The organism is Microcoleus sp. CAWBG58, assembly GCF_020883045.1.
Lineage (GTDB): Bacteria > Cyanobacteriota > Cyanobacteriia > Cyanobacteriales > Microcoleaceae > Microcoleus.
On the sequence record NZ_JAHRFA010000126.1, the window covers coordinates 1 to 14,877 of the forward strand.

At 44.7% G+C, this 14,877-nt stretch carries 12 protein-coding genes; 8 read left to right on the top strand and 4 right to left on the bottom strand.

The window, feature by feature from the left end:
* Positions 1 to 115: 115 nt before the first annotated feature.
* From QZ918_RS31165 to QZ918_RS31180, 4 genes are all read left to right on the top strand, one after another.
* A complete protein-coding gene (locus QZ918_RS31165; RefSeq protein ID WP_293342506.1) occupies positions 116 to 256 on the top strand; it encodes a hypothetical protein in 141 nt (46 codons plus the stop codon).
* A gap of 51 nt (positions 257 to 307) precedes the next feature.
* Complete coding sequence (locus tag QZ918_RS31170; protein ID WP_293342509.1) at positions 308 to 1,249, top strand: Fic family protein; 942 nt, start codon at positions 308 to 310, stop codon at positions 1,247 to 1,249.
* A gap of 227 nt (positions 1,250 to 1,476) precedes the next feature.
* Positions 1,477 to 2,631, top strand: coding sequence for a DNA-methyltransferase (locus QZ918_RS31175; RefSeq protein WP_293342512.1), 1,155 nt, complete (start codon positions 1,477 to 1,479; stop codon positions 2,629 to 2,631).
* The gene (locus QZ918_RS31180) at positions 2,628 to 3,479 is read left to right on the top strand and encodes a NotI family restriction endonuclease (RefSeq protein ID WP_293342515.1); all 852 of its coding nucleotides are present in this window, start codon (positions 2,628 to 2,630) and stop codon (positions 3,477 to 3,479) included. The genes QZ918_RS31175 and QZ918_RS31180 overlap by 4 nt, the downstream gene beginning before the upstream one ends.
* Before the next feature lie 293 nt (positions 3,480 to 3,772).
* Here QZ918_RS31180 and QZ918_RS31185 read toward each other — a convergent pair whose 3' ends face one another.
* The 3 genes from QZ918_RS31185 to petM form a co-directional block, all read right to left on the bottom strand.
* Positions 3,773 to 4,690, bottom strand: a complete 918-nt coding sequence (locus tag QZ918_RS31185; RefSeq protein ID WP_293154336.1) for an NAD(+) kinase — start codon at positions 4,688 to 4,690, stop codon at positions 3,773 to 3,775.
* A gap of 1 nt (position 4,691) precedes the next feature.
* The gene (locus QZ918_RS31190; protein ID WP_293154339.1) at positions 4,692 to 5,669 is read right to left on the bottom strand and encodes an NmrA family NAD(P)-binding protein; all 978 of its coding nucleotides are present in this window, start codon (positions 5,667 to 5,669) and stop codon (positions 4,692 to 4,694) included.
* A gap of 197 nt (positions 5,670 to 5,866) precedes the next feature.
* Positions 5,867 to 5,971 carry a cytochrome b6-f complex subunit PetM gene (petM, locus tag QZ918_RS31195; protein ID WP_172189541.1) on the bottom strand — a complete coding sequence of 35 codons (105 nt, stop codon included), beginning with the start codon at positions 5,969 to 5,971 and terminating at the stop codon, positions 5,867 to 5,869.
* A gap of 207 nt (positions 5,972 to 6,178) precedes the next feature.
* On the opposite strand from petM, the gene QZ918_RS31200 reads away from it, so the two are divergent.
* The 4 genes from QZ918_RS31200 to QZ918_RS31215 all read left to right on the top strand — a co-directional run bounded on the left by QZ918_RS31200 (position 6,179) and on the right by QZ918_RS31215 (position 13,708).
* Positions 6,179 to 7,360 carry an RNA-guided endonuclease InsQ/TnpB family protein gene (locus QZ918_RS31200; RefSeq protein WP_367275475.1) on the top strand — a complete coding sequence of 394 codons (1,182 nt, stop codon included), beginning with the start codon at positions 6,179 to 6,181 and terminating at the stop codon, positions 7,358 to 7,360.
* A gap of 42 nt (positions 7,361 to 7,402) precedes the next feature.
* Positions 7,403 to 8,449 (top strand): 4-hydroxythreonine-4-phosphate dehydrogenase PdxA, encoded by a 1,047-nt coding sequence (gene pdxA / locus QZ918_RS31205; protein ID WP_293342517.1) that lies wholly within the window; start codon positions 7,403 to 7,405, stop codon positions 8,447 to 8,449.
* Between the two features lie 227 nt (positions 8,450 to 8,676).
* Complete coding sequence (locus tag QZ918_RS31210; RefSeq protein WP_293342520.1) at positions 8,677 to 10,008, top strand: RNA-guided endonuclease InsQ/TnpB family protein; 1,332 nt, start codon at positions 8,677 to 8,679, stop codon at positions 10,006 to 10,008.
* A gap of 91 nt (positions 10,009 to 10,099) precedes the next feature.
* Positions 10,100 to 13,708, top strand: coding sequence for an OmpA family protein (locus QZ918_RS31215; protein WP_293342523.1), 3,609 nt, complete (start codon positions 10,100 to 10,102; stop codon positions 13,706 to 13,708).
* Positions 13,709 to 13,887: 179 nt separating this feature from the next.
* Here QZ918_RS31215 and QZ918_RS31220 read toward each other — a convergent pair whose 3' ends face one another.
* The gene (locus QZ918_RS31220; protein WP_293342525.1) at positions 13,888 to 14,691 is read right to left on the bottom strand and encodes a biotin--[acetyl-CoA-carboxylase] ligase; all 804 of its coding nucleotides are present in this window, start codon (positions 14,689 to 14,691) and stop codon (positions 13,888 to 13,890) included.
* Between the last annotated feature and the right edge of the window lie 186 nt (positions 14,692 to 14,877).

Sequence of the window (14,877 nt, forward strand, 5' to 3'; positions counted from 1 at the left end):
GTCCCGAACAATTTTTTGGCAATAATAAGGCAACAAATGGAGTCATATTTTAATTGGTATCTCGGTAAAAAATGAGTAAGATTACTCATTGACAACAGTGTTTTTAGCTTAACTTGTGACTAATGAACGCTGCCTGACTTTGGAAATGGTTCGGAAGCTCGATCGAGAGCTTTACCTACAGAAAATTGGTAGAATAAATAGAGATGCTGGATCGCACAAGGTCGAAAAACGATCGCCTGATTCGGCGATTTTGTGAAAAGTTGGGGATTGAGATGCCGTTTTAAGGAATGGGGGAGTGTTTTCAAAGATGGAAACTCAACTATACGAGAAATTCATTCAACAGGTAATTATTTTAGGTCAACAAAAGGAATTTTCATTAACCTCTTCGATCGACAACTATTTAATGATGAATTATCGACTTAAATTAGAACGAATCGATAAACTAAAAGCTTGGCTAGATGGGTTTAGACCCTTCGATTCCACCCTCGTCGCCGAACTCAAAAAGCTCTATGATGTTCGCTTTACTTATAACTCAAATGCCATTGAGGGTAATACTTTAACCCAAAGTGAAACGGAATTAGTTTTAACGAAGGGCATTACTGTGGGGGGCAAAACCCTTGACGAACATTTAGAAGTTATTGGGCATAAGGAGGCGATCGATTATATTGAAAATTTAGCCCAAAGGGCTACGGAGATTAATGAATGGGAAATTAAGCAAATTCACAATCTTATTCTCCGCAAAATTAACCCTGATGAAGCGGGTTGTTATCGCACTCTGGATGTGATGGCGGCAGGAACGAACTATCGTTATCCTCCCCATTATTTACTATCTCAATTAATGGGAGATTTTGCGATCTGGCTGAATTCAGAATCTGCCTTAAATCTCCATCCAGTCGAATATGCGACTATGGCTCATTATCGTTTTGTTTCTATCCATCCTTTTCGCGATGGGAATGGTCGAAGCGCTAGATTATTAATGAATTTACTCTTAATCCGTGCAGGTTATCCGATCGTGGTGATTGACAACCAAATCCGCAATGATTATATTAATGCTTTAGCCTACGTGCAACAAAATCAAGACGATTTAAGCCAGCTTTTTGCATTGATTTTTGATGCTACGATTAGTTCGCTTGTGGAAGTTTTAAGATTATTGGTGACTGCAAGTAGCAGCAGGGGAAAGGGACAGGCTTTTTATCAGGAGATTACTGATTTTCTCGATCGCAGCGGTGGTTTAGGGAATGAGGAATAGGTCACATGGGTGGGATGTTAAACAAAAATGTTCGTAGGCGCAAGCCGGGGCGTAGCCATCGCACCAACGCTATCTCGCAAACGCTGGATCACCTTGGAGATGGTTCGGAAGCTCGATCGAGAGCTTGACCGAAAATTGGTAGAATAAGTGGTGCTAGCCAGGAGTTTGTCGGTGAGAACTTCAGTGTTAGAATTTGCTGTGAAGGTCGGTCGAGATAAGATCGTTTCATGCCTACTCAATTCATGCTAGAAACAACCAGATCCATGGACTATACCGTAATTGACTTGCCCTCAACACAAAGCTGCCCTAAAACTGCTGACGATCTCGTCAGTGAAAATTTTTCCCAAGCCTTCACTGCTTATCAAAATACAATCCAAAAAGATCCTTTGTTGCTAAATGGTGATGCGCTATTGATATTGCGCCATCTACCAGATAACTGCATTGATTTCGTGATGACATCTCCACCCTATTGGGGCAAGCGTGAGTACGAAAATGGCGGAATTGGATTAGAAAACGACTATAGGGATTTTGTCAAGCATTTGGCTGCCGTTTTCTCTGAAATGAAGCGGGTGCTGAAACCTGAAGGTTCTTTCTGGTTAAATCTTGGCGATAGCTACAACGGTAAAGGTTTAATTGGTGTGCCTTGGCGCGTTGCCTTTGAACTTGTAGACAATCAAGGCTGGATTCTGCGTAATAGCGTGATATGGAACAAGTTAAAGGGAGGAATGGATAACAGCAAAGACCGCCTTGGCAATGTTCATGAAAATGTCTTTCACTTTGTAAAACAGCCTAAAGGCTACTACTATAATGCTGATGCTATTCGCTCAAAACCGCGTGAGTCAAAAGTTGTGAATGGTGCGATTGTATCCGCTACTGGCGTGTCAGGTGTTCGTTACAAACGGCAGATTCAACTATCGACTGCTCTCTCAGATACCGAGAAAGCAGCAGCTTTTTTAGCTCTTGAGCAAATGTTGTCCGATATTGGCTCAGGTCGTGCATCTGATTTCAGGATGATTATTCGTGGACAGCAACGCGCCACACACTCAGACAATGAAAAGGTGTCAGGGCGCGCAAAAGAGCTTCGCGACAAAGGCTTTTATTTTCTTAAATACCACCCCAAAGGCAGCAAGCCCAGCGATGTATGGGACGTACTTCCCGAAGATACTCAGCGACGGGAAACTCATTTTGCACCTTATCCTGTCGATCTTTGTATCCTCCCATTACTGGCAACTTGTCCAGAGGGTGGCACGGTGCTTGACCCATTTTGTGGCACTGGAACCACACTTGTTGCTGCGCGAAATCTCGGTCGGAGGTCAGTGGGGATAGACATTTCACGTCGATACTTAGAACTAACTAAAAAAAGATGTGAGTCTCTATCATGAGTAAAGTAGTGGAGTTATTCGGTCAGTCAGTGGCAAAATCTGATGTGAACTGGCAGGAAGTTGTCACTGGACAGCAGTGCGTTTATCTAAATAAAAAATGTTATAAGATTCGCAAGAGCGACCCAGACACTGCGATTGGTTCATGCACTGTCCTTTATGGGCGTGAACTAGAACCCATCATCATCTGCCCGACAAGGCTAATTGAGCGCCGCCAGATCTTCATAGATTGTTTTCATCTATTGACCACCCATGAACCTGGAAATGAGCTGCATATAGTTTCCGAGGTTTCTATCCCTGGTGGTAGCGTCGATTACTTTTTAGTGTCAGCAAAAGACGGCAAGGTAAAAGATTTTGTTGGTATTGAACTTCAGACTCTCGATACAACTGGTACGGTATGGCCTGAGCGACAGAGGTTACTCAAGGAATTAGGCGTTTCTCGCGCTGATAATAGCGAAGATTCAACAAAGTCTTTTGGTATGAACTGGAAGATGACAGCAAAGACAATTTTGGTTCAGATGCACCATAAAATTCACACTTTTGAGCATGTGAACAAGAAATTGGTATTGGTAGTTCAAGACAAATTGTTGAATTACATGAGCCGTGAATTTAAGTTCGACCATCTTCGTAACCCTGCAAGCATCGGTGACTCAATGCACTTCCACTCATATAGGATGGATGTGCAAGCTGACAAGTCATATAAACTCACGATGCAGTCACGATTGAGTACCGATGTGGATGGAATTGGTCTTTGTCTTGGGCTTCAGGCAGAAGCTCGCGTTGAGTTAGAACAGATCATTCAAGCTCTTCAAGCAAAGATATCTGCATCTACTCTTTTTGTTCCGGTTTAGTGCAATGAGCCATTCAGAGATCGCGATCGCAGCATAACAACGCCCATGCACACTGACCGCCGAAAGTTGATCGGTTTATGCCGAGATTATCTGCGGCGGGTGATAGGCAACCCTATCTCGCAAATGCTGCCTCACCTTGGAGATGGTTCGGAAGCTCGATGATCTAGAATTAAGGATTCCGTAGGAGATTCCGATCGAGCCTTATCCTGCACAAAAACTTAGAAATCTGGACACGAAGAAAAAGCCCCCCTAAAAGGACGGGACTTTAGCGCTCCGCTCATTACCAACAAGTATTAAGGCAACTCCACTGAACTGGGTTTAGCAATGTGAGGCAAGCCCCATCCCAATTTTTCCCGCAAAATGTGGAAAAACTCAAAAGATTGTATCCGAACAAAGCGGGCAGGGTAGGGCGATCGCTCCACTTGCACCCAATCCTCTGGCAGAACATAACATCCGCCGTTACCGTCTACCACCATTACCAGGCGGTTGGGACTGGCAGGTAAAATTTTGACCGGTTCGGTGTTGGAAAACACCAAAGCCCGCGAAGCCATTGAATGAGGGCAAATGGGTAGCAATTGCAGCACCGGCACTCCCGGAATAATTACAGGCCCGCCGGCTGACAGCGCGTAGGCTGTCGATCCTGTCGGAGTCGAGATAATTACCCCATCTGCGGCAATATCCACAGAAGCGTGATTCCCGATCGCCACTTCAAAATGACACATACAAGTCAACGGTTCGCGATGCAGCACCATTTCATTGAGACAAAGGGCTTCCCAAAGGCAGTCGTTTTCTCGAAACAGTCGCACGGCCAACATCGATCTTTCTTCTATTTCGTATTCTCCGGCGATCGCCTTTTCCAAAGCTTGCGGGAGCAAGTTTAGGTAAGTTTCTGTTAAAAAGCCCATGTGACCGGTATTGACAGTCAGCAGCGGCACTCCGATGGGAGCAACTTGGCGAAATGCCGACAGCACCGTACCGTCGCCACCCAAAACCACCGCAAACTCCATGTCGCTGTCAAAACCGGGGGGGACAAGTTGGTCGATCGGAGTGTGGCACATGGGGCGATCTGGGCTAGAATAGCCCAAAATTCCCCCGGCACCGGAAACCGCACAGACCTCCCAGCCGCGGGCAGTCAGCTTGTCTTTCAACTCTTCGGCGATGCGACAAGAGACTGGTTTAACGTCGTTGTATATAATCCCAGCTTTCGGCACTTTAAAATGTAAAAGGCATTTTTTGTTTACTCCGTTTTTTAGTCTTAAGCTGCTCGTACTCTATTTCCCTGAGCTTCTTCATAATCAGACTGAAGTATTCTTCCAGATAAGATTCCAAAGTTGTAGTTTCTTTGGGGTCTAATCCGAAGACACTGTAAACGTCATCCATCGGAGCTTTCAAGGGTTTTCCGGCTGCTAAAACTTCTGAAAAAGCCAATCTGTCAGCTACGTTCCAACTCCACTGAAAGAACTTAGCAAATTGACGGGTAGCCTGCAACAAGGCATCTGGCGTGCGGGTGATTTTGGCTTGTTTGCCAGAAAGGCGCTCGCACAACCGCACGATTTCTTCTGCATCCCAAGCGCGATTTCCCACCACCGGAAAGCTTTTTTTCTCGGTTTCAGGAACAGAAAGGGCTCGGACGGCAAACTTCGCTACGTCCTGAGTGTTCATGTAGGCAAGGGCTGACGGCTTGTTGGGCAGCCAGACTCCCTGACCGTCCAAAATCGGCATTGCGTACAGGCTCAGCAGTCCTTGCAAAAAGCCGCAAGGTCTCAATATTGTGTAGTCTAGACCGGATTCTGCTAAGAATAGCTCGGTACAGCGCTTAATTTCCAACAAGGGGACTTGCGGATATTTTTCGGCGTCTAGAAATGAAAAGAATATGTAACGCTTGATGCCTGCTGCTGCTGCTGCTTGGATCAGCGATACTTTTCCGTCCCAGTCTACTCTTTTAATGCTGACAGAATCTGCCGCGCTGGCTGTTGCTGCATCGATGATAGCAGTGACTCCTTCTAGTGCAGGAATCAAACTGTCAGGCTGGCAAAGGTTCCCCGGTACGAGTTCGGCGCCCCATTCTTTCAAAAAGGCCGCTTTTCTGTAATTTCTGACTAAACAACGCACCTGGTAGCCCTCGTCTAGGGCGCGGCGGGCTATTTGACGGCCGAGGGTGCCGGTGGCTCCTACAATCAATAAAGTCATCTAGGGATTAATTTATGAATCTTAAACTTTCTATAAGATAGTATCAGGTTTTCGTTATGTTTTTTATAAAAACTTAACAAAAACCTGAATATTTCTCATTTTCGGCTGGAGAGCCTAAGCAGCACGCTGGCGTTGAGGTGTCATGCAGAAGCTAGAAGGGTTGACCTAGAAGACTTCTGAATGATTGTTACAAAAATTTATTCTTCGCCGCCTTGCAGTTTGAGCAGGAGGAAGCCTCCGCCTATACCCACGAAAATTAGGGAAAAGGACAAAAAGGCTGCATTGAAAATTTCAGGATTCATGATCTATAGACCTAATTGGACGATCGCATTAAGTAAAAATAATAATATAATTTGGGCCAACCAGCTACATGAATGCTAAGATCTCACCGAAAAACGAGCGGATGCCCTGGGCTAAGGACATGGGGAGGTAAGCGGCTGCGAATTCAAGTCTCCTTGAATTATCCATAGTATCTCACAGTGTGATATAATTGGGAGATGGAACAAACATTGACTATAGTTTGCAAACTTCAACCTACTCCCGAACAAGCCATCAAAGTAGATGACTTGTTGAAGGCGTTCGCAGATGCTTGCAACTATGTGAATGAGCAGGTAAAACCAGGAATAACTAGCAAAACTACTATTCAAACCTTGGTTTATCAGGATATTCGCGCTCGGTTTGGTTTGAGCGCCAATCAAGCCGTCAGAGTTTGCGCCAGAGTCGGAGCTAATAGAAAAACCACGAAGTTCAAAGGCGAAACGGTGAAATCGTTTAGTCCAACTTCGGCAGACTATGACGCTCGCATCTTTGACTTCAGGGAGAAGGATCAAACCGTCAGCCTGACACTGTTGGGCAGTCGCGAGCGGATTCGGGTCGTGCTTGCCAACTATCAGGCAGGTAAATTGAAGGGACGTAAGCCCACCTCTGCTCAACTGTGCAAGCACGGTGATGGACGGTTTTATATGCACATCCAAGTAACGGACGATGCGCCAGACCCGATCGAGGGTGACAAGGTAATCGGCGTTGACTTGGGACGTAGAGACATTGCCGTAACCTCTGAGGGTGACAAATGGGACGGAAAACAGACTACAGAAACTAGAGATAAATTTGCCAGAGTCAGAGCGTCTCTCCAGAGCAAAGCTTCCAAAGGCACAAGGTCTACTCGCCGCAGGGCAAGGCAGATTTTGAAACGGCTGTCGGGGCGTGAACGTCGCTATCAGACTTGGCCCAAGCATAACATCAGCAAATTGATTGTCCTGTCTGCACTTCAAGGTAATTCAATGATTGCGATTGAAGACTTGACGGGCATTCGAGAACGCACCAATGAACTGCCTAGAAATAAGACTGAGCGTAGGCGCTTTAACAGTTGGGCATTCTTCCAACTGCGATTATTTCTGAGCTACAAGAGTGTGAAGTATGGCGTGAAGTTGATTGCAGTTAACCGGGCATACACTAGCCAGACTTGCCACAAGTGCTTGCACATCCATCCGGTCAAAGGTAAGTCCTATCGCTCTGGCAAGTCGTTCAAGTGTGGGCATTGCGGCAATCAATGTGATGCGGATGAAAATGCTTCAAAGGTGATTTCAATCGTTGGAGCGGCAGTAAATCCGCTCGGAGGTTCGGTGTTGTCTTGCCACCTTGCAGACTACATCAGGGCTACTGAAAGCCCCCGGCTTAAGGCCGTGGGGTAGTTTACTGCTGAAATTTCTGTATTTTTTGGGGAGAAAACTGCCTTGAGTCTCGATCGGCAATCAAAACTAGCTGTAACTCTGGGAGATCCCGCAGGAATTGGCCCGGAAGTTATTCTCAAGGCTTTGGCAGATCCGGCTGCTGCTTTGATGGTGACGGTTTTCGGATCGAGGATGATTTTGCAACAAACTTACGATCGGTTGCGATCGCTCGATCGGGCTACAACAGCAGCAAATCCCGCAACATTAAACATTATTGATATCGAACCAGACAGCAAGTGGGGTTCCATTATCCCTGGTGTCGGGAATGCGGCTAGTGGGGCAGCTAGCTTTGAGTATATGGAAAAGGCGATCGCCCGTACCCTTGCCGGCGAATTTTGTGCGATCGTCACCGGCCCCATTTCCAAAACTTGCTGGCAGGCCGCAGGTTACAATTATCCCGGACAAACAGAACTTCTAGCAGAAAGGTCGAAATCGCAGCGGTTCGGAATGCTGTTTGCCGCCACATCTCCCCACAGCGGTTGGACGCTGGTAACTTTACTCGCCACCACACATATTCCTCTGCGTCAAGTACCCGAGGCTTTGACTCCAGAGTTGCTGAGTGAAAAACTAGAATTGCTGATCGAGTGTTTGCGCGAAGATTTTGGGCTAGAAAAACCAAAAATAGCGATTTCTGGCTTAAATCCTCACAGCGGCGAAAATGGCAAACTGGGAAATGAAGAGCAAGACTGGATGATACCGTGGTTGAAAGCGCAGCGCGATCGTTTTCCTCAAGTGCAATTAGACGGGCCAATCCCCCCGGATACCATGTGGGTAAAACCGGCTAAAGTTTGGTACGGCTTAGCCAAAGAAGCTCACGACGGTTACTTGGCAATGTACCACGACCAAGGCTTGATTCCAGTCAAATTGATGGCCTTCGACAAAGCAGTCAACACTACAATTGGCTTACCCTTTGTCCGTACATCTCCAGATCACGGCACAGCTTTTGATATTGTAGGTCAAGGAATTGCCGATGCCTCCAGCATGAAAGCAGCGTTGCAGTTGGCAGCCCAGTTGGCTAGTCGCAGAGCACCAGTTAAAATAGGGCGATAGCCTTAATTAAGTCTGACACTGTGCAAAATTGTGTCATAAAAATTAATACGGGATGCGAGAAACAAGCGAGTCTTTAGACCTTCCTAGGGAAGCGGCACGAGGGACTTTAGTCCCTGTCTCTTTTCTTTCCTTCTTTCTTTCTTTCTAAAGATTTTATTGAGCGAGCTTGAGATATCTAGTATAATAGCTAAAAGTAGACAAATCAACCAATATTCAGGAAAACAGAGGTGACTCAAACCCAAAAAATAATGGAAGTTCAGCAAGTATTGCTGTCTCCTAACAAAGAAATTAAAGCATTGTTGGAGTATCTCTGCCAACAATCAGGTAAACTTTACAATAGTGGTGTTTATTTGGCTCGTCAAACTTTTTTTAAGACCGGAAAACTGTTGACGGGAAAATTCGACTTATCTTTTGAATCGTCAGTTGCCAAATCAACGATCGCTAAGTCGTTGCCATCAACACCAATGCAGCAAACATTGATGTCAGTCACGGAAGCCTTCAAATCTTTTAAAGAATTAAGAGATTTGTACATCAAAGGTCAACTGCATTTCCAGCCCAAGCCACCGGGATACCTGAAAGGTTCTAAATTGTTCAAAGTAGCTTATCCTAATTCTGGAGGTTTGAGACCGAAACTTATTGACAATCAGTTAAGATTTTCCTTGGGTTTAACAGTGAGGCGATGGTTTGGAGTTTCTGAATTCTTTCTACCTATGCCGTCAAATCTTGATTTTTCCAAGGTAAAAGAGTTTACGATTCTCCCTAAAAATGGCGCTTTTTATCTGGAAATGTCCTACGAGGTTGAAAAAAAACAACATAATCTAGACATTAGTCAAGCGTTATCAATTGACTTGGAAACTGCTGATAATTTAGCAGCTTGTGTTGATACATTAGGAAATTCCTTCTTGATTGATGCTCGTGCTATGAAAGCGATGAATCAATTATGGAACAAAAAAGTAGCAACCAGAAAAGAAGGAAAGCCAGAAGGTTATTGGGATAGTTGGTTAGACGGTGTTACCCGAAAACGTAACCACCAAATGCGTGATGGTATCAATAAGGCTGCTAAGTTGATTGCTAACCATTGTCTTAAAATCGGAATTGGTACACTGATAGTTGGGTGGAATGAAGGTTTTAAGTCTAACAGTAATCTAGGTAAAGCGAACAATCAAAAATTTGTTCAAATGCCTTTAGGTAAACTGAAAAATAGGTTAAAAGAACTGTGTGATTTGCACGGTGTCAGGTTTGTTGAAACTGAAGAAGCATATACATCGAAAGCTAGTTTTTTAGATGGTGACTCCCTACCCAAATATGGTGAAAAACCATCGTGGTGGAAAGCATCTGGAAAACGGATTAAACGTGGCTTGTATCAGTCAGCTAATGCTTTGATGGTGAATGCAGACTTAAATGGTGCTGCAAATATTCTGAGAAAAGTAGCCAGTAAGTTAGGTGTAAGCTTAAACCAACTGGGTAGACGGTCTTTGACGACCGTAGCGAGAGTTAGACTTTGGGTATTACCCAAGCCTATTCTGTCCGCAAAATCTCAGCGGCTTCAGCCCGCTTGAGTGTCAATCCTATTGATGTTCGCTGGTGTCAGGCGACAAGCAAGCTGGTCATTTTAGTCGATCGGTTAAAATCAGATTTTGGTAGCACAGTATGGCAGCATCTAATGATAATTCAGGGAACATATATCAGTCAGAAACACAGGTGTCAGATGCAACTCTGGCAAGTTCTAAAGCAGGAGATCAACTTCAGGAATTGCTAATCATATTAACTGAAATTCAGTTATTGAAGCAATCAAAAAAAGAATCTATCGAGCTGAAGTTACCGCTCTCTGAAAAGTCAGCAGAGCGACTGGAGGAAGAGGAAAATCGGCGCAACCAATTGTCTTTTTTGATCGAATCACCTGCTGTGGTACCGGAAGTGTTGAACGATCGTGAAGAGATACCATCTCAAAGAGGACAAAACAAGAACGAGGAAGCAGGCTTATCTAGAATCGAGAATTTAGAAAACAATGAGCCACCGTCGGAAGAAGATTTAGAAAAAGCAGTCGAAGAGTTTAAGCGGTTGCAGCAACTGTTGTTTGAAAGGGATTTACCGGAATTTTATAGTAATATTTTCAGTGTAGAACAAAGGTTAGAAAATTTTGAGAAACTAATGTCTGAACCGAAAGAATTGATGAATTTATTGAAACCTTTAATGCCCGAGTTAGTGAGAGAAGACCTAGAGCGGTTGAAGTTTCAATTAAACAACGCGATAGAACTCGCCGGCAACGATAAAATGAATCGCCTGGAAGTTCAGACCAAATTAGCGGATTTGGAAAATCAAATTTCTGATTTCAACCAGCAGCAATTGGGAAATTCAGAACAGTTAGTTAAACGGCTAATGTTGATGGTGGGAGATCTGCTCAACCGCAAGGTAGAGGAGTCTAAGCTAGAGGTGACTTCGGCGATCGCACCGACAATCAATCAAGTAGTTGAAAATCAAAACGGACTGGAAGAACAAGTAGTCATAATTGAAGAGAAACTTGCGACTGTTCAGCAGCGTTACCAGCAGCAACCGGAAGATATTATCAAACAGTTAGTCCCGGTAGTTAGCGATTTGCTCGCCCGCAAAATTAGTGAATTAAAGTTAGAAGTTGTAGAAATACTTGCACCCTCGGTACAGGTAAGAATAGCTTGGGTAGAAATAGAAGAAAAAGTGTTGAGCATCGTCGAGCGCCGGCTGGCTACCCAAGAGTCGCCAATTCAGACGCCAGAAGAGATTATGGCGATGCTAATGCCAGCAATCACGGATTTTCTGAACCGGAAAATTGATGAATCAAAATTAGAGGTAGCAGCAGCGATCGAACCTTTGATTCAATCAGCGATTCTGCAACGAGAAATTCCCGGAAAATTGAGCGATGTCGAAAGTAGGCTCAATAATCTTCAGCGCCAGCAAAAATCTCAGCCGGAAGAAATCATGGCAAGGTTGATGCCGTTAATGATTGAGTCGCTAAGCCGGAAAATTGACGAGACAAAGTTAGAGATGAGAGAGACGATCGCACCTGCTGTCGATACTGCTATTCAAAACAGCGGTATTGCAGCAAAAATATTGCAAAATGAAAGTAAGATTGTCGAAGTTCAGCAGCAAGTTTTAGGCGAGATCGAAGGGTTGATGGGAAGAATCATGCCCGCGATCTTGGAAATGCTGTCCGGAAGCATTCGGGACGCTAAGCTAGAAATAGAATCTGCGATCGCCCCTACTGTCGATGCGATCGTTCAGAACAAAAAGATTGATGAAAGACTCGGAAATATCGAACAAAAAATTGTGGCGATCGAACACCGGATTTATCAATCGACAGACTTGTTTACAGATTTACTCAAACCCTTGATTGATGAGCTGATGGTTAGCCATCACTCCCAACTAGAAAAATCGGTCATAGAATCTATTTTACCGTTATTAGATGAAGTGGTAGGTTATAATTACAATCTCAACAGTAAAGTACAGGAACTAGAACGCAAAATAACTGATGCTGAATGGGGAGGCGATCCGGCAGAATTAATGGCCCGAATTAAAAGCATCTTTCCCGAAATGATGATCCAAACAATTAATGACTCTAGAAAATTATTTACCGAAACTCTAGCTCCGATAATTGATGAAGTAATTAATACCAAAATTCGAGAAAATCGGCAGTCGTTTGGAGTAGCCCTAGCGCCTTCTATTCCTGTGGGAATCAGCCACAGAATTAGTGAATATCCCGATGAAATTGCCATAGCGCTGGCGCCGGAAATAGCCTCGGCAATCAAACAGCAAATCACTATCAAGCGAGAAGCAATGTCGGATGCACTTTATCCGATCATAGGCAGCACAATTTTAAAATACATAGGCGAGACGATGCGCGAGATTAACGAAAAGTTGGAGCAATCGTTAAGTCCTGAGGCGATCGCTCGCAAAATTAAAGCCAAATTGCAGGGAATTTCTGAAGCAGAATTGCTAATGCAAGCAACAGCACCGCTGACTGTTAAAGCTGTATTTTTGATTCAAAAAAACTCTGGCTTGTTAATTTCAGGAGTGCAGCCGCCTGAAAGCGAAGAGCTAGAATCAGAAATGGTAGCAGGGATGCTGACTGCTATCCGCTCTTTTGTCAACGACTGTATATCTAAATCGGGAAATCTTGCAGAGATTGATGCGGTACAATACGGGACATCTTCGATAGTATTGGAAGTAGCAGGTTCGTGTTATCTAGCAGTAGTGATCGAAGGAGGAACCCGCCAGTGGTTTAAGTACAAAATGCGAGCGATATTCAAGAATATTATTGAAGAATACGGAGAGCAAATTCAGGCATTTAACGGAGATCCAACCCGTGTACCTCCAGAAGTAAACTTGCACTTGCAAAAATTAATCGATAGAGAGGTAAAAGTTAAGCCTGCTAAAAGTCCAATTTTACCAGTTATCGGTTTGGCAGCGTTAGGTTTTATTGGCGTAGGTTGGGGCATTCATCAATACCGCAGCGGAATTGCAGCGACTTTAGAAGCGGATACAAATTTAGCTTTACAATCTGCTCCCGACTTATCGGTTTATCGACTAGCGGCAGATGTTAAAGATAGAGTATTAGAGATTTCGGGACGAGTACCGAATCAAAAGCTGCGAGTGAAAGCAGAAAAAATCGCTCAGCAAGCAGCTCCCAAATTAAGAATTGACAATAAAATTATAGCCGTTGAAGTACCTCCCGATCCGGTTTTAACCGAAGCTGATGTCAAGCGGACTGTGGCTCTTTTGAATAAGTTAGAAAGTATTAATATCTCGGCTCGCTATGCAGAGGGAAAAGTCGCCATTGCAGGCAGTGTGAGCAAAGCAACGGATGCTCAGAAAATTACTCAAGCTTTCGAGAAAATTCCGGGGGTAAAGTCTGTGACAAATACAGTGGGAATCGGAACTCAACCGCAGTCACCGCCAATAGAAGTTCGCTTGTATTTCGGTGCTGGTTCGGCAGTTTTGTCGCCTAAAGATATAGCACAAAAACTGAGCAAAGTCAAAGAATATATGGAGGAAAATAGCACGACTAATTTGAGGATAATTGGCTACAGCGATTTTAAAAGCAGTCCTGTGGAAAATCAAAAGTTGGCGCTGGAAAGGGCGATAAATGTGAAGGCTGCTTTAGTTAGAGAAGGGATAAATGGCAATAGATTACAAGTTGCTTCTACTAAGGGTCGTCCTGAAGGTGTGGAGGCTAATCAACCGCTGTGGCTGAGCAGGTTAGTAGTATTTGAGGTGGTAAATTAAAGTGGTAATGGGGAATTGGGAATTGGGAATGGGGAATGGGGCATCGGGCATAGGGAATTGGGCATAGGGCATTGGGCATAGGGCATTGGGCATTGGGCATTGGGCATTGGGCATTGGGCATTGCTAGCAAATAACTAATGACTAATGACTAATGACTCATGACTAATGACTTCTTCGTCTTAACTTAATCGAATTCGCCCGGAGGTAAAGGCTTGTATTCGATCGCCCGCCAAGCATACTAACAACCGGCCGCATCCGTCAATGCCGGCGGCTTCTCCGCAGATGGTTTCGGAGGAAAGTTCGATCGCCACATTGGAACCAATCAGCGCGTCGCGGCGGCGCAATTGGGGCAAAAGCGGCGCTAAACCGGACTTTTCGGCGGGTTTGTCGGCGGTGGAAAACATATCGGCTAGTTCGAGTAAATAATGCCGGAGTCTGGCAAGCAAACACAATTCATCGGGCACATTAGTAGCAATAGAATGCAAGCTTACCGCATTGCCGATCGCCCTGGCATCCAATTGGGCAGCCGCGAAATCTACGCAGCGGTTGATGCCAATTCCGACAACTACGCGAGTGCCAAAAGTGTTGATAGAAGTGGCTTCACAGAGAATTCCGGCTAATTTTTGTCGATCGATCCAAACATCATTTGGCCATTTCAGGCGCAGCATATCGCGACATTCGGGTACTAAATCTTCGATCGCGAAAATCACAGCCAAACCGACTGCTAAACTGAGTCCGGGTAACAGATTAGGATTGAGGTTGTCGAGTACAAAACTGGCAGTCAAAACACCTGTTGGGGCGTACCAGGTGCGCCCTTGCTGTCCGCGCCCGTTGGTTTGCTGCTTAGTAAATATTACATCTCCGTGGTGCAATTGGTCTGCGCGGGCGATCGCCCAGGTATTGGTACTGGGACAAGTATCTAACGTATGCAGCCAGTGAGGAAGAGGAAGGTTTGGGCGATCGGATTCTGGAGATGCGGGCACGGGAATTAATTAAAAAGGAACAAGAAAGAATTGAGATATTTTGCCATTTTCAAGAAGCTGTAGATACTGTCTCGATCTGTCAAGGGGTAGCAAGTAAATAAGTTGGATCGAAAGGCTTTTGGGACTTTAAAATCCCAAAAGCCAAATGCACCAACTTCCTCATAAGCGCACCAATTACCTGCATTT